We start from the raw sequence: 20,569 nt of genomic DNA on the forward strand, positions 1-20,569 counted from the left end.
GGAGGATTTTCCTGAACCGGAGGAAGACCTTCCGTTCTAATCGGAGAATATCAGCCCGTCCCGGCTTGATACTCCCGGCACTGCTTCTAACGGTTCAACATCTATGGGCCCAGCCGGACACCTTGATTCTCTCGCTCAGTGGTATGCTGCGCGGAAGGGTAGAAGGTTGTGGCTATTGCAGCGTCGGACCAGTGGGTGGATTCGAAAGGCGCGCCACGGTTATCAAGCGACTTGCGGGCGATCGTCCGCTTGTCGGCTTCGATGCCGGCAGCGTGCTCGATCTCGATCCGCTTGGCGGGGAAGCGCGCAGTCGGTGCACAATACTCGCGCTCGGCGCACTAGGAACTCGCATTCTTGCCCCGACTACCCGCGACTTCTTCTATGGCCGGAGGTTTCTCGTTGGCTCCGCCATAGACGGGCGCATCCGGTTGGTCTCTGCCAATATCGTTGAATCAGGAAGCAGTCGCCCCCTTTTTGCGGTATGGGATACAGTCCGTATCGGCGATCTAACCATTGCTGCGACCGGGCTTGCAGATCCCTCCCGGGGTCTTCCCGATCCGAATAGCGACTGGAGACTTCTCACGCCTCCATCGGTGATCAATTCGATTGTGGACAGCCGTCCTCGGCTCGCCGACCTGGCGATTCTGCTCACCGACCTTTCCGAAGCCGACCTCCGGCGCCTGTTCGATACCTCTCAGGTCTTCGACATCATTGTAACCTCCAGCCGTCAGGTCTATTGTGCGTCGCCCTTTAAAATCGGATCGGCTACAGCCCTAAAGCCTGAGCCGGATGGACGTGCCGTTGATCTATACTATCTTCCTGTCAGCAAGTCAGTAGAATCCGACGGCCGGTTTGAGACGACATTGCTTAAACTCGACACCCCGCTTGATGCTGATATGAAGACATTTATCTCAAACTGCCTCGTACCACCTGGTAAGTCGCATCCGTGATAGTTTAGGCGGACTGGCTGTATCATAATGGGGCGATGTGTTCCACAATGGAACAGAGTTAGCGCCGATTTGAAACAAACTCATACTTTTTGTTATCTGGCAGGAAAGTTGCAGTCAAGAGTGTCTGAATCGTCAATATCACCTAAAGAGGGAGATATGTTTGATAAACTCACCCATGACGATCGCGGCTTCACGCTGGTCGAATTGATCATGGTGATCGTGATCGTCGGCATCCTTGCATCGGTGGCGGTGCCGAAATTCGTAAACCTGACCGATTCCGCTAACAAGGCGAAGTGTCAGGCCAATCAGGGTGCCGTAAACTCTGCAGTCGCAATGCAATATGCGGTCGTAGTTGCGGCAGATCCAACGCAAGCCGCTTGGCTTGAAAACCTCGCCATGAATGGCGTTCAGGCGGGTTGGTTTGCTACCGGAGCAGTCCCGACTTGCCCAACCGGCGGCACTTATACCCTTACCAACGGTAACGTCGTCTGTTCTGTGGTAGCGCATCGACCATAGTCTCAGATAGAGCATTCCCTCAAGGCGCCGGGCAGGTCCCGGCGCCTCCTTTTTTTGCTCGCTATCAAGCATAGCACTTTGCTTCGATCAGACTTATTGTGATTAGGAGTTGGCACACCAGTTGCAAAGTCTTCCGGCAAAAGGCAGTAAGATCCTGTCATACACCATTTCAACAAAGAGGCATAAAATGCTCTCAGCGCTTCGCAGTGACAAGGGTTTCACCCTCGTCGAACTTATCATGGTGATCGTCATCATCGGCATTCTGGCATCCGTAGCGGTCCCGAAGTTCGTCAACCTCTCCGATTCGGCTAACAAGGCGAAATGCCAGGCCAATCAAGGAGCGGTCAACTCGGCCGTGGCTATGCAGTATGCACAGATCGTCGCCGCCGATCCGACCCAGGCGGCATGGCTCGAGAACCTCGCCATGAACGGCGTCCAGGCCGGCTGGTTTGCCACCGGTGCGGTCCCGGCCTGCCCGACAGGAGGAACCTACACGCTGACCAATGGCAACGTGGTCTGTTCCGTAGTGGCGCATCGTCCGTAACACGACCTGTTCCAAACTGAAACAGGGCCGGCTTCCCGACCGGTTGGGGAGTCGGCCCTGTTGCGCATTGTATAGCCTCAGACGAGTGCACCAGATGACTCCCAAAAACTTATCCGATTGTGGCTATACGATGATAGAGATTATATTGACGATCCTTATTCTCGGCATCTTGATGGCCGTGGCGATTCCGCGATTCATTCGCCTGACCGAGGAAACCGACCGTTCCCGATGTGCTGCCGAGCGAGGCGCTATCAACTCAGCCCTGATGATTACATACAACGCTCTTAATGTGCGTGATCCAGCCTATGTTAACTGGCTAGCGACCGTCAGCATCAATGCGCTATCCGATACGATGTTCGCTACCCGCCACATCCCGGTCTGTCCCCGAGGCGGGACGTTCATGATAGTCAATGGTCAGACGACTTGTTCGCTGCACGGCCAGTAGGTTGTCGTAGATAGCATGAGACGTCGCTCCCGTATGTAAATAGTTATAATGCAGTAGTTGATGTATATCACACGACCTTGCCGGTCTAAATCACCTACGGCGCAAACTAATCAGTCTTAAGATGTAGTAGAGTATTAGGTTCCAATCGAAACCCAATGGAGAAGAAGATGTCCAAGTTCCAGAACCGGTCGTCGGAATCCGATGCGCGTCGAGCGCATGAGGACGGGTTCACCACTGTCGAATTGATCATTGCCATCGTAGTCGTCGCAGCCATATCGGTGATCGCCATCATGCGCTTCGGCGGCCAGAGCGAGCGAACCGCACAGTCGGTGGCCGAGATCATCATCAGCGATCTCGCCTACGCCCAGGAGGCTGCCATAGCTGCCGGCAAAGGCGTCCAGATTGCCCTTGCAGCCAGTTGTGGCGGCTGTGAAGACAACAGGCAAGGCCTGGGCCACGACGAAAACATTCGCGGTGAAGGCGTCAATGGCAACGGCCGGGGGCATGGATACGGCTATGGCCACCTGCATCATTGTGACGAATCATGCCGCGTAAGCCAGACCCCCGAAGGAGGCTATGCAGTCAACTACTCCGACGGAATGCCGGTCAACTACCCGGCTGCGGCGGCGTTGATGAACCTCCGCGAACAGGTCGTCGTCGAAATGACCGTGAACCGCATCCAGTTTGACTCTGGCGGTCGCCTCGTCCTGCCTGGCTATAACTGGAGTGAAGGTCAACAAGCCGCTACCGTCATCACTGTCAACAACCGTTACCGCGTCAATGTCGCGCGTGAAACCGGCAAGTCATGGGTTACGGAAGGGTAGTGTTGCGAAACAACTCGGGTTTCTCGAGGCGTTTTCGATTTCCGCGCTCGTTAGTTATATTGTAGTTGTATGGAAATCGGAAGTAATGTTTGCCTGATGAAAACTTCATCAAACACCAGGAGAAGGACGCGGTTACTGCTCATCCGTGACGACGGCTTCACGACGCTTGAGGTCATCATGATCATCGTCGTTGTAGTTGCCATTTCGGTCGTAGCCGTTACGCGCTTCGGCTCACAGAGCGACCGGGTACCCCGTGCTGTAGCAGAGATGATGATTAGCGACATTGCCTACGCTCAAGAAGCCGCAATAGCGCGCGGAATGGGTGTCCAGATCACGGTCTGCGCGACCTGCAACAATTGCGAAGACCGGCAGAAGGAACGTGGCCGACGTGGTAGGCGCGGACGCGCAAGAGGTCATGAGGAAGGTCATGGTCGTGGCAACGACGAGGAACGTGGCGGCAACGACAATGGCCAAGGACGGGGTCGCGGCGGCCACGATGACGACGACGATAGACAAGGACGGGGTCGCGGCGGCCACGATGACGACGACGATAGACAAGGACAGGGTTACGGCCATAACGACGATCATCGCGGGCGCGGCCGTCGCGGTCACGGTCGCGGGCACGGCTATGGGTATGGTCATCATCATCGCTGCGATAATCAGTGCACTTGCGACTGGGCTGAGGGCGGCTATAGCATTACCTATTCGGATGGCACACCAGTTGAGTTCCCCGCTTCGGCAGCTTCATTTGACATCGCCGACGATGTGGAAATATCCATCCCCACCGGCACACTTAGGTTCGACTCCTCCGGGAGACTCTTACTTCCATCTTACAACTGGGCCGATTCTCAAACCTCTTATCCAGCAATTGTAATCGACGGCCGGGTGACCATCAATATCGCCCGTGAGACGGGTAAGGCTTGGATAACCGGCAGTTGAATCCTCACCGGGGGGGAGGCCGGCTAATTCGACTGGTGGGCCGCCTGCGAAGAATGGATGGCTACAGTCTAATCGAGTTAGTGATGGCGATAGTCCTGGCCACTATCGCTTTTCCCGGTATTGTGACGATGTTCACCAGCATCTATGTCAATGGCGGCAATGGCGAACTGATGACTGTCGCCAATTTGCTCGCCGTCGAGCAGATGGAAGTCATCCTCGCCGATAAAGCCGGGTCCGGGGCTGGATTTGGCTATGCCAATATCACTTCCGCAAAGTATGGCTCGGTAAGTCCAGCCGCCCCGTTCAACGCCTATGGTCGTGCCGTAACTGTTACTGCAGTCAACATCGACGGCGACGAAGACTACCCCGCCAAACAAGTCGTCGTCCGAGTCACGCACCCAAAGATACCAGACGTCATCCTCACCTGCCTTATCACCGATCACCCCGGACTGAATCAATGAAGCGCTGGCACCTCGACGATGGCTTCACCATCATCGAGATTATCATCGTCCTTGTGATTACCGGCATCTTCGCGGCAATGTTCTCCGAGACGATCGTATCGACGATGACGATCTACTCCGATAGTAACCTTCGCAAGAACGCCCACATCGATTTGAAGCGAACTTTCGAACAGTTCGCCTCCGATGTTCGCTCCTGGCAGTCGTGGCAGTCAGCGATCTCCAACACCGTTGCCGATCTAAATCGCGTTGGAACAGCCCGCCATCAGAACGGGACGATTTATTATATCAACAATCTTCGACTCGCCTACTCCCTTGCCAGTGGGGCTCTTCGCTTTCAACGCAGCGATGTCGGCAACTGGTCGAATCTCTATATGCTCATTCCCGCCGGTATCACTATGAACTCCTCGCGATTCACCGAGACTGTTGCCGGAGGTAAGCGACGGGTTACAATCGAAGTTGTGATGACCACAAATAACAAACCGTTTCGGGCACGGACGACGATCTTCCCCCGGAAAGGTTAGGCGCTGTGCGATGATCAAGGGACTTGCAGGGCTTGCTCGTAGATTCCGCAGTTGGGAACGCGTTGCCGAAAGAGGCAATGTCTTGATTACGGGCGTCATCATGCTCTCGTTTCTAACCCTCTACGGCGCGGTCCTTATGGCGCGAATGATCCTCGACGCCGACTCATCCGCCCGGAGGTTGATCACCACCCGTTCGCTCTACCTGGCAGAAGGAGGTATCCAATGGGGTCGCAAGTATCTCACAAACAATACCAGCGCTACAACCCTCGGCCCTATCAACTATGCCGGCGGCCGCCTCACGGTTGTGATCGAGCAGGGTTCGGTGCGTTACCCCAACTACAACACCTCCACCAACGTTTACCGTATCACCGCCACCGCCGAGGTCGGCGAGACACGCCGGGTCATAGAGGAAGTCCGCTACCGGGGGGGAGGCTCGAACAAGCAATTGATGTACTGGCGGGAGGCGGTGGACGACCAGTTCTAACCTTGCCATTCGCTTGACATTCGACCTGAACATGTGCATATTTGAATCTTGAACTGACCACGACCTCCAACAACACTTCTCTCCCGATGGACTTCGATCAGAATCTGCTTGCACTGCTGAAGGATGTACTCTTGATCAGCGCGCTAATCCTCTTCATCGCCGGCTCTTTCTTTTTCTTCGTTCCGGCCTTGCTGGTCAAGTGGAATACCGTTGGCAACACCTGGCTTGGCCCCGGGGATGACGCTCATCGCAGCGGCGTCTGGCGACGCATCATATCCGCGGATTATGCGATCTTTCGTAACCACCGTATCACCGGCGGGGTGATGTGGGGCTTATCATCGTTCTTTCTGATCATTTACACACTCTACAGATGACGCTTCAGTGGCGTCGCACCCCGATTTCGCTTGATTCCCGAATATTCAGTTGATCGTTTAAGGTATCATACCTACGGGAGCAGCGACCGACCTCCACTCCTGTTGCTGCACGGCTGGGGCGGTAACGGACAGACACTAAGAGCATTCGGTGAACCGCTATCCATTCACATGCGGGTATTTGCACCGGACTTGCCTGGTTTCGGCGATTCGCCCGAGCCTGCCGGGTATAGCGGATCCGAAGACTACCTCAGAATCCTGCTGAACTGGCTTGATAAACTTCATATTACCCGGCTCGATATAATCGCTCATAGTTTCGGCGGCAGGATTGCCATTCGGATGGCAGCCGAACATCCGGACCTTGTCGGCAAACTCATATTGACCGCCAGTGCTGGTGTTAGACCTCACCGTAGGATGGGGACCTCGGTCAGAATACTTGCAGCGAAGAGTCTAAGAAGACTTGGGCAGGTCGTTGGGGGCTCGATCGGATCTCACATCGAGAATCGGCGACAGGCTCTTGGATCAGCAGACTGGAGGTCTGCTTCGCCGGTGATGCGTGGAGTATTGAGCCGGGTGATAAAGGAAGATCTTTCTGATGAAATGAAACGAATCACAGCACCGACACTGTTGTTGTGGGGTAAAGACGACCGCGAGACGCCGCTCTGGATGGGGCGGAGAATGGCTGAACTTATACCGCAGTCCAAACTGACTATTATCGAGCGAGCCGGTCATTATCCTTTTCTGGACCGACCCGGCGAAGCCGTTGCCGCAGTTTGGAAACACCTTGCATTGCCCGATGCCTGGTAGACTTAGCCCTTCAGCCGACCGCCGGGCTGGCCAGAGTGTCATACTTAACGAGCGAGCCATCTAATTGAAACATTGATATCAAGCAGACGTCAAACCACTTGGCCTATAGATACATCGTCTCCCCACTGTTAACCCTGCTGGGATTCTCAACCTTCACTATAGCCGAAGTGAAGACCAGAACCATTGAGTATCTCGTCGATGGCGTCACCTGTGAAGGCTACTTCGCCTGGGATGACGCTGTAACAGCGCCGCGTCCCGGCATACTCGTCTTGCACGAGTGGAAAGGTCTCGAAGACTACGCCCGCGATCGTACCGAAGCCCTGGCGAGGCTTGGATATGTCGCTTTCGCTGCCGACATGTATGGCAAGGATATCCGCCCTAAGACTCGCGAGGAGGCAATGACCGAATCCGGCCGCCTGCGCAATGATCGTGCACTGGTGAGAAGGCGAGCCAACGCCTCACTTGAATTGCTCAAATCAAAGTCGTCTGTGGATTCGTCCCGCCTGGCGGCAATCGGCTATTGCTTCGGTGGTATGTGCGCCCTTGAACTCGCGCGCAGCGGGGCAGAACTGAAGGGTGTAGTATCGTTCCATGGATCGCTCGATACACCCGACTTGGTTTCAGCCGGACAGGTGAAAGCCAAGTTGCTTGTCCTGCACGGCGCCGCCGATCCGGCCGTTCCTCCAGACAAGGTCCGTGCTTTTGAAAGCGAAATGACTGCGGCAGGTGTTGACTGGCAGTTGGTTTCTTATGGAGGTGCGGTCCACGCCTTCACCAACCCTAATGCCGGAAACAACCCTTCTACCGGTGCAGCCTACGACCCCAAAGCCGCGGCTCGTTCCTGGAAAGCAATGCAGACTTTCTTCGACGAACTGTTCTCCGGGCGATAATACATTTCATGCTCGAAGGGTTATCGGCACGCATACCGGTTGCGTGTTGAAGGTAGTGTTCTTACATTTAAGGTTCGATGGGCCGGTGCCAGGCCGGCTGAATTCGACGGGGACGTAGCTCAGTTGGTTAGAGTGACGGCCTGTCACGCCGTAGGTCGCGAGTTCGAGTCTCGTCGTCCCCGCACCAGCATAAAGGAAAGCCCGGTTCAAATGAGCCGGGCTTTCCTTTTTTCAAGCCTATGACCGATCAGTCTTCGTTGCAGATGACGCCTCTGAGCGCCGACCAAGCCGCTGTTCCCGGGCTTGCCAAATAGGTTTGCCCGAGCCCCTGCTTGCCCGGGAAGTTGCGATTCGAAGTCGAGACCTGAACTTCATCCCGACCCGTCATTCCGATTTGGCCTGAAGCGCAGCCTCCGCAGCCAGCCGGGCCGATAATTGCACCCGCCCGGACAAGTTCAGCCAAAGTTCCATCCTCTATTAGTTTCAGATAGACCTCCCGCGTCGCGGGCACCATCTTTAACATTACCCCCTCGGCGATTTTCCGTCCCTTTAGAACATCGGCTACCGCCCGAAAGTCTTCCCACCGGCCGTTGGTGCAAGATCCCACAAATACTGAATCGACAGGCACATTTCCAAACTCCCGCACTGGTCTGGCGCCATTTGGAGATGGCGGTGGAGACACCAGTGGTTCAAGTCGGCTTACATCGAACCGAAGATGATCAACATAGTCGGTGCCGGGGTCTGCCGCCGGTTGCTTGTGCGCAACCCCAAAACGTTCCCAATAGAACTTTTCGATCACCTCTGAAGGCGGAAGAAAGAAGCCGATAGCACCTGCCTCGGTCGCCATTGAGCAGAGCGTTAGCCGACCTGCAAGGTCAAGTGCATCGATGGCTTCGCCGGCCAACTCAACAGCAAAGCCGAGGGACAAATCGGTGCCAAGTTGACCAAGCAGAAATAGCGCGACATCTTTGGCCGATGTGTTGGAGGGAGGATGACCGATTAGTTCAACCCGGAGTGTGGGCGGGATCTCAAAAAAGGTCTTGCCGGTTCGGAAGACGAATGCCACATCCGTGTCGCCCATGCCTTGACCGAAGGCACCGACCGCGCTGAGGATGTTGAAGTGACTGTCTGTGCCGATAGCCGTTGAACCGGGACGGACTAAACCCCTTTCGATAGCCAGATGTGTGCCGATGCCGGCATCGACGTCGAAAAGCCGCACCCCCTCGGAGCGCGCGAATTTGCGCAGTAAGTGTTGGTTGTCGGCATAACCGGTCGTGTTGGCTGGAGCATTGGTATCGAACGTGAAGAACGTCCGCTTCGGATCGGCGACGTAGTCTCCGCTGAATCGCGAGCGAAGTTGCGAAACGACGCCCGGACCGCCAAAGTCCCGTGCCGAACGATAATCGACATCGATCCACAGGTAATCGCCTGCGCCCGTGGACTTTCCTACCGAATGCGCCCGCAGAATCTTCTCAATGATGGTAGCCAATGCCGCTCTCCCGGGTCATCCGTTGATTAACAAAGAAAATGGTGCAATACTCGCGCCAAGTCCTCACGAGGAGGAGAGTCGCATACTTGATCAGTTGCTATAACTTTTCCTAACCTTCGCCTGCCACTATTCAAGTGTCCGTCAAGGAGGCCGATAGAGGAGAGGAAGTGCAATCAGGGGTGCCTTTCGCGATATGCGGATGTCCTGGAAGGCAAAGATCGCTCCACCTGGGAAACGCGGATGGCCAATGAACTATTCCAATGCCGACCCGCCGGGACTGCTGACCGCCGCGCAGGTCGTTTCGATGACGGGGGTCAGCAAATCGACGCTGCGGCATTGGGAGCGTGAATTCCGCGACTTCCTTGAGACCGCTATCGAAGAACAAAACGGCCGACGCCTCTTTCGAGCCGACGCCGTATCCAAGATAGAGAGAATAAAAGCCCTGGTGCTGGAGCAGGGACTTACCCTTCAGGGAGTTCGCAAGCATCTCCAGTCACTTGCCACAGACAAGCGAACACTTCCCTTGACGGCAGTCGAAGAGAAAGCACGGCGATTGGCTGATATCGTTACCGACCATATCATCAAGCGCCTTTTCACATCGGTGAAGCAGGAGTAACATACTGACGGCGGTTTCGGCATATCATAGCCAAACCGTCGGCAACCGGAGCAACCCACACGGAACGGCCCCGTAAGTTTCCAAACCCCTTGCAAGCGGGGCCGTGGGCCAACGCGGCGCGGCAGAGATTATCCACCTCTGCCGCGCCAAACATCCCGCATTCCGACTACATCCCTCGTAACACTAACCGACGCCGGACGATTCATCCGATTCTTCCGTCTAATCCAACTTATTCAGTGTTTCTATTCACCGGGCACCCGTTGCTGAGGATGGTCTGGCTGTGCCTGCTGTTGGCTTGTTCGCAAGCCGATGCGCCTCGCGCCGGTGCCTTAACAAATAATCGCAAACTGATGGTCGCTCCTGAATTCCCAGCTGGACTCGATTGGGTCAACACACCCGGTCCGATTCGACTCTCAGACCTCAAAGGCAAGGTCGTCCTGCTCGACTTCTGGACATACTGTTGCATCAACTGCATGCACATCATACCTGACCTGAAGCGACTCGAACGGGAGTTTCCCGTCGAACTCGTCGTGATCGGGGTGCATAGCGCCAAGTTTACACAGGAGGGCCGCACCGAAAACATACGTCAAGCCGTCGCGCGCTACGAAATCGAACACCCCGTGGTGAACGACTACCGCTTCGTAGTATGGCAGTCTTACGGCGCCAATGCCTGGCCTACTGTCGTCCTGATAGATCCCTTGGGCCGGATTGTGATGCAGGCGGCTGGAGAAGGTGTCTATGCTCGCTTTGCCGAACCGATCCGCAAGTTGGTGGTAGAGTATAGCAAGCAAGGTGTTCTGACTCGGGACCCTTTGAAGTTGACAGCCGGTGGACCTTCGCCAGCTGCACGAGCATTCTCCTTCCCGGGCAAGGTGACCGCTGATGAGACCGGCCGTCGCCTCTTCATTTCGGATCAAAACAGGAACCGGATAGTCATCTGGGATGCGCAAAATGAGCGAGTCATCGACGTAATCGGATCCGGTGAGACCGGACTGAAGGATGGTCAATTCGAATCGGCAACCTTCAATCATCCGCAGGGGATGACTTTGGTCGGTGATCGTCTCTACATCGCCGATACCGAGAATCATGCCATCCGGGAAGCGGACTTAACGTCCCGAATGGTAACGACGCTGGCGGGGAATGGATCGCAACTTCTATGGCCTCGGGGCGGTGGGAAGGGGAGCGAGACGGCCCTCAGTTCACCTTGGGATATAGTGCATCGAGACGGCCTTATCTATATTGCGATGGCTGGAACGCATCAGATCTGGACTCTGAGGATCGCCGACGGATGGGTCGAGCCTTTTGCCGGATCTGGCAGGGAAGGGCTGCACGATGGACCCCGACTGGCTGCGGCTTTAGCCCAGCCGAGCGGTTTGGCGCTTCTTGGCGACCGAATCTACTTCGCAGACAGCGAAGTCTCGGCTATTCGATTTGTAGAACTTGGTGATGGAGGACAGGTCGGCACTGTAGTAGGAGAAGACCTCTTTGAGTTCGGTGATCGTGATGGCATCGGTGACGCTGTCCGTCTGCAGCATCCTCTCGGCATCGCCACCGATGGGAAGGTCCTCTATATCGCTGACACCTATAACAGCAAGGTCAAGATCATCGACCCGTCCGACCGATCCAGCCGAACGCTCTATGGCAATGGCGAACCGGGACTTGCCGACGGTGAAGGGAAGATGGCCCGCCTTTACGAACCGGGTGGCATCGCCTGGGCTGCGGGGCGACTCTACATAGCCGACACCAATAACCACCTCATCCGTTCTGCCGACCCATCCGGGCGCGAATTGACAACATTGCAGATCGAGGTGTCTGCACGGTCTGCTGTCACCACACTCAAACCCGACACTTTGGATGGATTGTCAGTCGGCGAAGGTAAGGGGGCGCTTGTTTTGCGAATCTCGCTGCCCACAGGTATGAAACTGAACGATGGTGCGCCAGTAGTAGTTACGCTGACTGATGGTGGAGGAGTCATCGATTTGCCAACCGGCACAAGCCGCGAATTTCGTATCGACGAACTGTTCGAACTGCCGGTAGTTTGGATGTCCGGCAGGGGAGTAATGTCGCTTGAGGTAAGCTATGTTTATTGCGGTGAGATCGATCCGGACCTTTGCTATCCCGGCCATCACCGGATCGCGCTTCCGGTCGATGTCGTCGAAACTGGAGTCAGTCGCGCTGCTTTGACACTTAAGCCCAGACCCAAAATGTGAAACGCCCGACCGGCTGGTCAGGCGTTTCCAAGCGATCCTCATCCATGTGGAGACGCCGGGAATCGAACCCGGGTCCGAAGGCACGGCTCAAGCAGTCACTACGAGCGTAGTCAACCTTTGAGTCTCGAGGTCATCCCGCGGATTGACGCGACAGCATGACCTCCAGCAGCAGGATTACTGCAGATGCGCCCTGCGGCGCAACGCATCCGAGGATCGCCGGATGAAGCCTCGTCCGACACGGCGACCAGCGGCGGAGAGGCGTGCTGCACTAATTTAGGTTAGGCAGCGAGTGCATACGAGTAATCGTTGGCACTTGTGGTGTTCAGCCTTTTGGCGGGGTGACCGAAACCCCCGGCTCGCGACTACAGGCACCGACTTGCCCCCGTCGAAACCAATCGTCCCCATTGACTTTGTCATTGCCGAGCAACAGCATGACAAAACCAGTTTCATCTTCTGTCTGCACATACATGATACGAAATCAATCAGCAAAAGTCAACTCCTCCTCCATCAGCATCTGCGATCTACCGGCTCGAGTGCTCTATGTCGAGAATGTCATCCTTTCCAGCATAGGGCTTGGTCTCAAGTTTCACAATGCGTTTCATCTGCTCGATTAGCGAGACCATTCGCTCGACCGCCGGATTAATGCGGGAAGCGAGAAGCCGCAATTCGCTCTCGATAAGTTCTGGTCGAGTGATCAACTCTGCAATGGTCACCAATGCTTGCAATGGTTGCGACAATTCATGCGCCAGCCCACCGGTGATTTGACGGACAGCGTCGAGTTTCTGAGCCCGGACGCGTTGCTCCTCGAGTTGCCGTTGGTCGGATACGTTCCGCGAGGCCGCAAGGAGGACATTTCGTCCGTTAAGTTCTGCTGACGAAACCGTAACCTGTACCGGCACCTTTCGGCCGTCGCGAGTCAGATTGATGCCATCCAACACCCCAATTCCATCGCCTATTCGTTTAAGGTCGTCATACATCGCATCCCATCGCTCTTCGGGGGTCAGTTGTTGAATTGGCAAACCGATCAATTCCCTCCGGCTGTAGCCGAGTTGCCCGGCGGCGGCATTGTTCGCGTCGATGACCTTTAGTGTGCCGGCATCAATGATAAATGTTGGATCACCTGATCGCTCGAAGAGTAGCCGGTATCGCGTCTCCAGTTCGATCACTGCACGGTTAAGGGATACGCGGTGAGACATATCGCTTACGATCCACATCAGACCGATGCGCCGGAGATTCTTGTCTTTGATAACCGTCACCCCATGGAGTGCCGGGAAGAGGTCCCCTGACCCGCGTCGCATCATCATATCGAAGTGCAGTGTTCCCAAAGCCTTTAACTTCGATCTGATGTTGCCAAGCACCTCATTGCGTCGCTCCGGCTCCGCAATCAGATCGAATGGCGACTGCCCGATTAGCGCACCTGCGGAAGTCTCGAACATCCGGGCTGCAGCCAGATTGGTGCGGTGGACTGCCATTGTCTCTTCGTCGAGTAGGAATATCGCATCCTCGATCCCGTCGAATACCGCATTGAGTGTTGTGACGATGTCCGAAGGTGTGTCCTGGTCCGGTTCGTCTTGAGTTTGCACTACATTGACGAGACCGATGACGACCCGCTCGACTCCTGTTCCAACAACCGTAAGTATCAACTCCCGGCGATCCTTGGCACCCTCAACCTTAATCAACTGAAAAAGCGCACTTCCATTTCCATTGGAGATAAAGTGCCCGTATCGTCCGCGATCTGATGGTTCAATCCAGTTATATAACCTATCAGTGACTTCGCGAGCATACAGTTCTGTAGTCAACCGCAAGCCTAACAACTCAATCCAAACAGTTCCCGCGATGGCAATCCGTTCGCCGGTCAGGACGATCATCTCCCGATTTACTATACGACCGGTATCCGAACTGGTGAGGTCACTATCATCGGGCACTTCAGCGCCATAAGTATTGGGAGAATTGATCATAGTCTTAAGAAGTGCTTCCGCTATCACTGCGTAGCCGTCGTCGAGCCGCTTCGATGAGTGGACTCTCTGGATACTCCAGGATTAAGGTTTCCAAATACCGGCGGCCGCGTTTTAGGTCGTTCAATGCCTCGACGGCAATCCGACCGGCTTCGAAGAGCGCCTGATCAGGTCTCAGCGATCCTGTGCCAATCTTCACTATCCGGTCAAGCGCTTCAAGCGCAGCACGATGATTGCCGCGCATTTCTTCCATCCTGGCTACCATCCTCAATGCAGACTCGACAACTCGCGGCGCGTTCCCTTCGGCTGAAATCTCCGTCAAACTGCCGATAGCCTCATCGATGCGTCCAATGAAATTGAGCAAGTCGCACCGACCTAATGCAGCAAGTGATGTGGAATCTTCTGTAAGGTCGTCGATTAAGGTCATCAACTCAAGCGCATCGTTGGCTTCCACCGAAGCGGGTTCTGCCATCACTAACTGGGCGGCTTGCTGGCGAGCGTCGGTTGGCTTTCCGGTACGAAAGTAGAGGCGCGCCAGTTCGAGTCGGGCGCGGGTTGCGCCCTGTGCTTTGCGTCCGGTATTGCGAATGATGGCTTCAAGTCTGGAGCGGGTCTGCGCGAAGTCCCTTTCGTGCAGATATGTCAGAGCGATGTCGATTTCAATCTCGCCGGGATCGTCGATCGAACTGCCGGAGATCTTCTTCAATATTGCCAGAGCCGCTTCGAACCTTCTGCGGGCTTCAGAAGGCGGTCTGCCGATCTGCAATAACAACGTTCCCAGTTTGCGCTGAGTCGTAGCCAAAAGATCGGGCGTCGCCCCAGGAATTAATGCTGCTTCATATGCCGTCAGAGCACTGTCAGGCATACCCATTGCCTCATAGCAGGAGCCTCGTCCCACTTGAACGCGGGATATGATGTCAGCCGCTGCTGCATCGTCAGCAAGCATATTTAAGGCCGAAAGTGCTAGCGAAAACTGCCTCTCGTCCGTCAACTGCCGGGCGACATCGAGAAACTCCCCGGCGGAGATGGCCTTGGCGCTGTAGAGTCCAGCATAGGCTTCGAGCGCAGGTCCATAGTTGCGCGCCCGAAACTCAAGCCCGGCTTGAAGTTGCCGAATAAGGAGTGCAGTGGGCCCATCGGATCGGCTTGCTGCCTGTTTCAACACTTTGCGAACGATATCTCCTGCCTCCGGGCGCTCAGCATAGTCTGCAATAACGCCGGTAATATAAGGTATTCGGTCCGGTGATTCGCGGATGCAATTGATGTTCTCGACAGTAGCGCGCTCCCAGTCCATCCGGGATTCAGCCTGAAATGCGATTTCTTGCGCAAAGAGCAACGGATTGCCCATTTCCCGGCGTCCCCGCTCGAGAACCGCAAGCGCTTCGTCCGAATGCCGACGCGAATAGAGAATGCTCGATATGCTGCGATAGACGTTTTGATTGCCTTTGTGTTCCACCAGTGCTCGTTCGACGGCTGTCAACGCATCAGATGTTCGCTCGGCAGCAAGCAACATCTCAATCCGGTCTGCCACCACCATCGAAGGCTCGAACCGCGCCCCCATAACCGACTTTCCGGTGCGCTCACCACCCACCCGTTCGATGAATGCCAGACCTTCATCGAACCTTCGCAATTGGATGAAGTTGCGTTTAAGGCCGCTATAGGCTGAGTAATCGCCCGGTCGCTTGTCATAGACGAACTGCCAAAGTTCGAGCGCCCGAGCGTAATCGCCTTCGTTTTCAGCCTGACGAGCCAGCCGGGAAGCGCGCTGAATCTCCTGATTCAACGCTGCATCCTCAGGCTTTACCTCAACCGATGGAGTGCGGTTCGGATTGGATGCCGGTGGTATTGGTGCAGGAGTCGGCGGTTTAGCCAATACCTGCGATGCCGGCATCAAAGCCACTATTAGCCAGGCGGTGACCAGGAGGAAACCTCGCACGAGTGTCAGGGGCGCAACACGTTGCGCCCCTGTGCCAGACTTCACCATTCCGACTCGGCTCGACATCTATCCTTCAAAGGTCTCGAGGATTTGTCCTAACCGGGACATAAACCTCCCGGCCAGCGCTCCGTCGATTAACCGGTGGTCGTAGGAAAGCGACATCACCATGATGGGCTTGATGGCAATATGATCGCCTTCCTCTGTTTCGACCACGACCGCACGTTTCTTGATGGCACCGGTGCCAAGAATCGCCACCTGCGGTTGGTTGATGATCGGCGCCCCGGAGACGTTCCCGAAGACGCCGACGTTGGTGATGGTGAAGGTCCCACCTGAAACGTCGTCGGGACTCAACCGGTTGCTGCGTGCCTTATCTGCGAGGTCGTTCAACCCCTTGGCGATTCCGGTCAGGGAGAGCGCATCGACGCCTTTGATAACCGGCACAATCAAACCACCGGACGGTAGTTCGACTGCAAAGCCGATGTTGATCGCGCGGCGGACGATGATACTGTAGCCATCGACCGAAGCGTTGATGTAAGGGAATTCTCTCAGCGCCCGTGCCGCTGCGTGGATGAAGTAGGAGGTGTAGGTGATGTTGACCCCCTCCTGGGCTTTGAAGGCATTCTTGATTCCCTCACGGTGCCGGACGATGCGGCTCATATCGACCTCGGCGAACGAGATGACGTGCGGCGAGGTCTGCTTGGAGCGCACCATGTGGTCGGCGATGGCGCGACGCATGCGGTCCATCTCGACCACTTGATCGCCCGCCCCGACCCAGACCTGACCGGACGGTGCCGGAGAAGGCGCTATCGCAGCAGGTGCGATTGAGGGGATGACCGGTGATGACGCCGGCGCAGCCCGGCTGACCACCTTTGCCACCGGTGCCGGAGCAGGTGGAAGTGCTCGGGCGTTCTTGCGCTCCTCAATGTAGGCGAGCAGGTCTTTCTTGGTCACGCGTCCGCCATCGCCGGTGCCTACGAGGGCCTGCAGTTCGTTCATCGAGACGCCTTCATCGGCGGCGATGCGTTGCACCAGTGGCGAGAGGAAGTTCGATGTCTTCGATACGGGCGGATGGGAATCCGCCCCTACGGTTGCGCTTCCAGCCATAGTGGGAAGGGGAGCTGCGGGCGTAGTCCCCTCACCGCTCCGCTTGAACTCCCTCACCGTGAACCCGCCTTCCGCCGAGCCATCGTGCGGCGACGACTCTTGCGCCGGAGGCCTTCCTGCCGCTACCGGCGGCTCTTCCACGGACGAGGCCGCCCGGACCGGTTCGGCAGCGGTCCCGGAGACTTCTGCTCCGGCCTCGGTCTCGATTACGGCGAGAGGCGTCTTTATAGCAACGGTCTTGCCCTCTTGCACGAGGATATCGACGATAGTGCCCGTGGCGGGGGAGGGAATCTCGGAATCGACTTTGTCGGTGGAGATTTCGAGGATGTCTTCGTCGCGTTCGACCTTGTCGCCGACGCCTTTGCGCCATTTGACGATGGTGCCTTCCGCAATCGATTCCCCCATCTGGGGCATGATCATTTCAACTTTCATAGGACTCTATGGTAAGTTCGGGTATTGGTTGACAGTGTTATGAAGGTGTCATTCCCACGCTGGCGGGACTGGAACAGGGACGCCTATGGCGGACAATCCATTCTCCGCATCATTCCCGCGCAGGCGGGAATCCATTTTATCCCGTCGCCTCGCGCCCGGCTGCCGAAGAGGACGATTTTGATCGGATCGACGGCTTCGACGATGCGGGCGGTGATGGCGGGGGTGAGATCAAGCATATTCCAAAGTATCTTGATTTACCTTCTTCCCTTGCACGTGCAGGGCGTCGGCGCAAAATTCAAGACCGTTCGGCCAGAGCAGTGACCTGCCTCGCTCGGTGATGCGAACCTGGCGGAGGAAATTTGGGTCGGCGAGCGGTGCAGCCAAATTACCCCGAGAAATGACCTCATTTAAATCCTTTATGAGGGTTTCGCCATCGCTAAATTCAACAGCGAGGCTCCTTCCGGGGAGAGATTCAATACTGACTATACGATGTAACATTCTTTATTCCAATGGCTTAATGGATTTTTGAATTTTATTCGCGTGCGCAAGATCCCAGTCCTCGGACAATTCACTTAGATGCTGGGCAGCCCATTCCAGAACTAATGAACGCACTCGATGCGGGATCGTTCCCTTGATGATGCGCAAATTCGGAAGCGAGAATTGAGCCGAGTGCTCACCGTATTCTGCGTGAAAATGCGGCGGGAGATGATCGTCGTGATACATCTTTATGACGATTCCGTAGAATCTGGGAAGTTCAGGCATGATTGATAGTGTTTTAGTGCGTCATTCCCGCGCAGGCGGGAATCTATTCTAAGCGTCATTCCCGCGCAGGCGGGAATCCAGATATTAGATATAACGAGTGAGCTGAGATACCTCGACTCGTGCACGCTGGACGCCCTCGTCCGGCGTGTGTTGTGAATTGTGGTGTGTGCGGACGAGGTCGTCCACCCGCCTCTTTGAATCACTTCACCACTACTGCCTTCCGAACGGCTTGAGTGCCGGCGGCATGCAGTTTCAAGTAGTAGATTCCTGCCGGGACTCTGGATGCGTCCCAGACCACCGAATGCGCGCCACCGGTTTGCAAGCCCTCCGCCAACGTCGTCACAAACCGTCCCGATCCGTCATAGACCTTCATCGCCGCCTCCATCGCGGTAGGGAGGGAATACCCTACCCGTGTGGAAGCGTTGAAGGGGTTGGGAAAGGCGGGGTGAAGAAGGAAGGTGGAGGGTGTCAGTTCAAATCGGGAACTGATGCCGAGGGCTTCGGAACAGTCGTAGATGCCAATGTCATTATCCTCTGACAAAACTGCAATGCTGCCGGAAATCATATCCAAATAGTTCCAAAATGCACCGGTATGATATTGAGCAACAATTCGAGGATTTGCAAGATCGCCCAAATCAAGAATGCAAAAGCCTTCCGATCTCATGGCAATAAATGCGGTTCTATTTTGCAAATAGATATCATCCACAATGCCCTGAATGTCCAATTCTCCCATTCGTCTTACGAATCTGTAATCTTCTATATTATATACTGCAATGCCATCATTCTCGATTGCTGCACATAACAGATGGCCATCCGCGGCAATCGCACTTACGCGGCCTTGCGTACGTAAATGCGATAAACGGAACAATGGTGGCCGGGCCAGCCTATCATATATTTCAAACCCGGAGTCACCACGACAAACTGCAAGATAGTCACCAGCCATTGTAATACCATTGATTTTTGACACACCAATGCTCTCAATCAGCATTGGATTTCTAGGATCAGATATGCCACATATACCTATGGCGCCTCTCACTCCAATGTATAAGCGTTCAAAATCATGATCATATGCATTCTTAAATCCTCTTGATAACTCTCCAAGTGACAACGAGCCTACAGTGGTCATCTGCATAGGATTGGAGATGTCGACAACTCTTACCGATCCTCTATAACCACTCGTATAAGCATAGTTTCCATTGACAGAAATGCTATTGACATCACTAAGCATCAGCGCACTTGCAAATCGGGGCTGATGTGGACTTCGAATATCAAAGGCTCGCACACCAAAATATTCCTCGGCTACCAAAGCAAACTCTCGGTAAGATACGACATCACAGAATCGTCTTACACTCTGAATTCTACCAAACATCTGAAGCGGATTCTCAGGAGATGTATTAAGAGTCAGTACTTGAGAATCACTATACATCACAAGTGCATCTTGAGCTGGTGACAGGTCGGCAAATATCACATCTGATACTTCACGCATTGCGACCTGATTTGGGTTTGTTGGATCGGATATGTCTATGGCGGCTATTCCGGATGAACTCGCAATGTAAGCAAAATTGTCCTTCAATTCCAAATCGCCAACGGGTATCCGAATGCTGCCTATCAATTCTGGTTGCACATGATTGGCGATGTTCAGCACCGCAAAGCCTATAGAATCTATACTACAATATGCAATTGAGTCCCTAATGACGACGGTGGATACAGAACCATAGGGAGACCACACTCCAGCAATTTCTGGTCTAAGCGGTGCAGAAATATCGACTATTAGTAGCCCATAATTTCCGCATGCCAGATAGGCATATGAGTCGCCTAGTGCTATTTTGGATGGGCTAGTAGGTAAACGCAGAAACCCCGCTGCCACCGCACGGTTTCCATTCGGCACATATAACACTCGGAACATTTCATTTCCTGTAGTGATATATAAATAGCCATCACTATATGACATGTCAGTAATGTAATTAGTTATGTTTAGATATCCTGCGATTATCAGATTACTCGGATTTGAAATGTCGAAAACCTCTATACCACCCCACAGATTTGATACATAGGCAAATTCCAATCCTTTGGCTATCTTGATACCGCATACGGTATCGGATTCCCAAGTACTAGAAATCCTCGGACTTTGTCGATTCGATAAATCCACTGACATAATTCCAGATCCAGTTGCGCATAGTGCGAAATCTCCTGATGCGACAACTCCGCTTCTGGTTGGCGATAACGGCCACCAATCATGATATATCGCCCCTATTTTTCTCACCCCGCTTGAATCCTGCCCCACCGCCTCCTGCCCCCAAAGCGCGAGGATCG

General features: G+C 54.8%; 21 protein-coding genes, 1 tRNA gene and 1 other RNA gene. 15 read left to right on the forward strand and 8 right to left on the reverse strand.

What is annotated here, in order from left to right; translation table 11 throughout:
- Positions 1-143: 143 nt before the first annotated feature.
- The 13 genes from FJY67_06285 to FJY67_06345 all read left to right on the forward strand — a co-directional run bounded on the left by FJY67_06285 (position 144) and on the right by FJY67_06345 (position 7,934).
- A complete protein-coding gene (locus FJY67_06285) occupies positions 144-950 on the forward strand; it encodes a hypothetical protein (GenBank protein ID MBM3329068.1) in 807 nt (268 codons plus the stop codon).
- A 156-nt stretch (positions 951-1,106) separates the two neighbouring features.
- Positions 1,107-1,466: a prepilin-type N-terminal cleavage/methylation domain-containing protein gene (locus tag FJY67_06290; protein ID MBM3329069.1), complete on the forward strand. Its 360-nt coding sequence runs from the start codon at positions 1,107-1,109 to the stop codon at positions 1,464-1,466.
- A 187-nt stretch (positions 1,467-1,653) separates the two neighbouring features.
- Positions 1,654-2,010: a prepilin-type N-terminal cleavage/methylation domain-containing protein gene (locus tag FJY67_06295; GenBank protein ID MBM3329070.1), complete on the forward strand. Its 357-nt coding sequence runs from the start codon at positions 1,654-1,656 to the stop codon at positions 2,008-2,010.
- 94 nt (positions 2,011-2,104) lie between these two features.
- Entirely contained in the window at positions 2,105-2,455 is a 351-nt protein-coding gene (locus FJY67_06300) for a prepilin-type N-terminal cleavage/methylation domain-containing protein (protein ID MBM3329071.1), read from the forward strand.
- A 167-nt stretch (positions 2,456-2,622) separates the two neighbouring features.
- Entirely contained in the window at positions 2,623-3,279 is a 657-nt protein-coding gene (locus tag FJY67_06305) for a hypothetical protein (protein MBM3329072.1), read from the forward strand.
- Between the two features lie 96 nt (positions 3,280-3,375).
- Positions 3,376-4,218 (forward strand): hypothetical protein, encoded by an 843-nt coding sequence (locus FJY67_06310; GenBank protein ID MBM3329073.1) that lies wholly within the window; start codon positions 3,376-3,378, stop codon positions 4,216-4,218.
- Entirely contained in the window at positions 4,215-4,679 is a 465-nt protein-coding gene (locus FJY67_06315; GenBank protein MBM3329074.1) for a hypothetical protein, read from the forward strand. The genes FJY67_06310 and FJY67_06315 overlap by 4 nt, the downstream gene beginning before the upstream one ends.
- The gene (locus FJY67_06320) at positions 4,676-5,200 is read left to right on the forward strand and encodes a prepilin-type N-terminal cleavage/methylation domain-containing protein (GenBank protein ID MBM3329075.1); all 525 of its coding nucleotides are present in this window, start codon (positions 4,676-4,678) and stop codon (positions 5,198-5,200) included. The genes FJY67_06315 and FJY67_06320 overlap by 4 nt, the downstream gene beginning before the upstream one ends.
- A 10-nt stretch (positions 5,201-5,210) precedes the next feature.
- Positions 5,211-5,684: a hypothetical protein gene (locus FJY67_06325; protein ID MBM3329076.1), complete on the forward strand. Its 474-nt coding sequence runs from the start codon at positions 5,211-5,213 to the stop codon at positions 5,682-5,684.
- A gap of 41 nt (positions 5,685-5,725) precedes the next feature.
- Positions 5,726-6,058: a hypothetical protein gene (locus FJY67_06330; protein ID MBM3329077.1), complete on the forward strand. Its 333-nt coding sequence runs from the start codon at positions 5,726-5,728 to the stop codon at positions 6,056-6,058.
- Between the two features lie 30 nt (positions 6,059-6,088).
- Positions 6,089-6,862: an alpha/beta hydrolase gene (locus FJY67_06335; protein MBM3329078.1), complete on the forward strand. Its 774-nt coding sequence runs from the start codon at positions 6,089-6,091 to the stop codon at positions 6,860-6,862.
- A 98-nt stretch (positions 6,863-6,960) separates the two neighbouring features.
- Complete coding sequence (locus FJY67_06340) at positions 6,961-7,752, forward strand: dienelactone hydrolase family protein (protein ID MBM3329079.1); 792 nt, start codon at positions 6,961-6,963, stop codon at positions 7,750-7,752.
- Positions 7,753-7,860: 108 nt separating this feature from the next.
- Positions 7,861-7,934: transfer RNA gene (locus tag FJY67_06345), tRNA-Asp, on the forward strand.
- Between the two features lie 65 nt (positions 7,935-7,999).
- On the opposite strand, the gene FJY67_06350 is transcribed toward FJY67_06345, so the two are convergent.
- The gene (locus FJY67_06350) at positions 8,000-9,241 is read right to left on the reverse strand and encodes a 3-isopropylmalate dehydratase large subunit (protein MBM3329080.1); all 1,242 of its coding nucleotides are present in this window, start codon (positions 9,239-9,241) and stop codon (positions 8,000-8,002) included.
- Between the two features lie 193 nt (positions 9,242-9,434).
- On the opposite strand from FJY67_06350, the gene FJY67_06355 reads away from it, so the two are divergent.
- Together FJY67_06355 and FJY67_06360 are read left to right on the forward strand one after the other, a co-directional pair.
- A complete protein-coding gene (locus FJY67_06355; GenBank protein ID MBM3329081.1) occupies positions 9,435-9,857 on the forward strand; it encodes a MerR family transcriptional regulator in 423 nt (140 codons plus the stop codon).
- A gap of 350 nt (positions 9,858-10,207) precedes the next feature.
- Positions 10,208-12,067, forward strand: a complete 1,860-nt coding sequence (locus FJY67_06360) for a redoxin domain-containing protein (GenBank protein MBM3329082.1) — start codon at positions 10,208-10,210, stop codon at positions 12,065-12,067.
- Positions 12,068-12,111: 44 nt separating this feature from the next.
- Here FJY67_06360 and ssrA read toward each other — a convergent pair.
- From ssrA to FJY67_06395, 7 genes are all read right to left on the reverse strand, one after another.
- Positions 12,112-12,470: a transfer-messenger RNA gene (gene ssrA / locus FJY67_06365) on the reverse strand.
- A 118-nt stretch (positions 12,471-12,588) separates the two neighbouring features.
- Positions 12,589-14,025: a PAS domain S-box protein gene (locus tag FJY67_06370; protein ID MBM3329083.1), complete on the reverse strand. Its 1,437-nt coding sequence runs from the start codon at positions 14,023-14,025 to the stop codon at positions 12,589-12,591.
- A 4-nt stretch (positions 14,026-14,029) separates the two neighbouring features.
- The gene (locus FJY67_06375; protein ID MBM3329084.1) at positions 14,030-16,024 is read right to left on the reverse strand and encodes a tetratricopeptide repeat protein; all 1,995 of its coding nucleotides are present in this window, start codon (positions 16,022-16,024) and stop codon (positions 14,030-14,032) included.
- The gene (locus FJY67_06380) at positions 16,025-17,494 is read right to left on the reverse strand and encodes a 2-oxo acid dehydrogenase subunit E2 (protein MBM3329085.1); all 1,470 of its coding nucleotides are present in this window, start codon (positions 17,492-17,494) and stop codon (positions 16,025-16,027) included.
- 228 nt (positions 17,495-17,722) lie between these two features.
- Entirely contained in the window at positions 17,723-17,992 is a 270-nt protein-coding gene (locus FJY67_06385; GenBank protein ID MBM3329086.1) for a DUF2442 domain-containing protein, read from the reverse strand.
- A 3-nt stretch (positions 17,993-17,995) separates the two neighbouring features.
- Positions 17,996-18,256, reverse strand: coding sequence for a DUF4160 domain-containing protein (locus tag FJY67_06390; GenBank protein ID MBM3329087.1), 261 nt, complete (start codon positions 18,254-18,256; stop codon positions 17,996-17,998).
- Between the two features lie 199 nt (positions 18,257-18,455).
- A partial coding sequence (locus FJY67_06395; protein MBM3329088.1) for a T9SS type A sorting domain-containing protein occupies positions 18,456-20,569 on the reverse strand: 2,114 nt, incomplete at its 5' end.

Source organism: Calditrichota bacterium (genome assembly GCA_016867835.1).
In the GTDB taxonomy this organism is placed as follows: Bacteria; Electryoneota; AABM5-125-24; order Hatepunaeales; family Hatepunaeaceae; genus VGIQ01.

Bases quoted from the DNA above. Each gene is read 5' to 3' on its own strand.
- FJY67_06285 (MBM3329068.1), top strand. From the start codon at position 144: ATGCTGCGCGGAAGGGTAGAAGGTTGTGGCTATTGCAGCGTCGGACCA.
- FJY67_06290 (MBM3329069.1), top strand. From the start codon at position 1,107: ATGTTTGATAAACTCACCCATGACGATCGCGGCTTCACGCTGGTCGAA.
- FJY67_06295 (MBM3329070.1), top strand. From the start codon at position 1,654: ATGCTCTCAGCGCTTCGCAGTGACAAGGGTTTCACCCTCGTCGAACTT.
- FJY67_06300 (MBM3329071.1), top strand. From the start codon at position 2,105: ATGACTCCCAAAAACTTATCCGATTGTGGCTATACGATGATAGAGATT.
- FJY67_06305 (MBM3329072.1), top strand. From the start codon at position 2,623: ATGTCCAAGTTCCAGAACCGGTCGTCGGAATCCGATGCGCGTCGAGCG.
- FJY67_06310 (MBM3329073.1), top strand. From the start codon at position 3,376: ATGAAAACTTCATCAAACACCAGGAGAAGGACGCGGTTACTGCTCATC.
- FJY67_06320 (MBM3329075.1), top strand. From the start codon at position 4,676: ATGAAGCGCTGGCACCTCGACGATGGCTTCACCATCATCGAGATTATC.
- FJY67_06325 (MBM3329076.1), top strand. From the start codon at position 5,211: ATGATCAAGGGACTTGCAGGGCTTGCTCGTAGATTCCGCAGTTGGGAA.
- FJY67_06355 (MBM3329081.1), top strand. From the start codon at position 9,435: ATGCGGATGTCCTGGAAGGCAAAGATCGCTCCACCTGGGAAACGCGGA.
- FJY67_06360 (MBM3329082.1), top strand. From the start codon at position 10,208: ATGGTCGCTCCTGAATTCCCAGCTGGACTCGATTGGGTCAACACACCC.
- FJY67_06370 (MBM3329083.1), bottom strand. From the start codon at position 14,025: ATGATCAATTCTCCCAATACTTATGGCGCTGAAGTGCCCGATGATAGT.
- FJY67_06375 (MBM3329084.1), bottom strand. From the start codon at position 16,024: ATGTCGAGCCGAGTCGGAATGGTGAAGTCTGGCACAGGGGCGCAACGT.
- FJY67_06380 (MBM3329085.1), bottom strand. From the start codon at position 17,494: ATGAAAGTTGAAATGATCATGCCCCAGATGGGGGAATCGATTGCGGAA.
- FJY67_06385 (MBM3329086.1), bottom strand. From the start codon at position 17,992: ATGTTACATCGTATAGTCAGTATTGAATCTCTCCCCGGAAGGAGCCTC.
- FJY67_06390 (MBM3329087.1), bottom strand. From the start codon at position 18,256: ATGCCTGAACTTCCCAGATTCTACGGAATCGTCATAAAGATGTATCAC.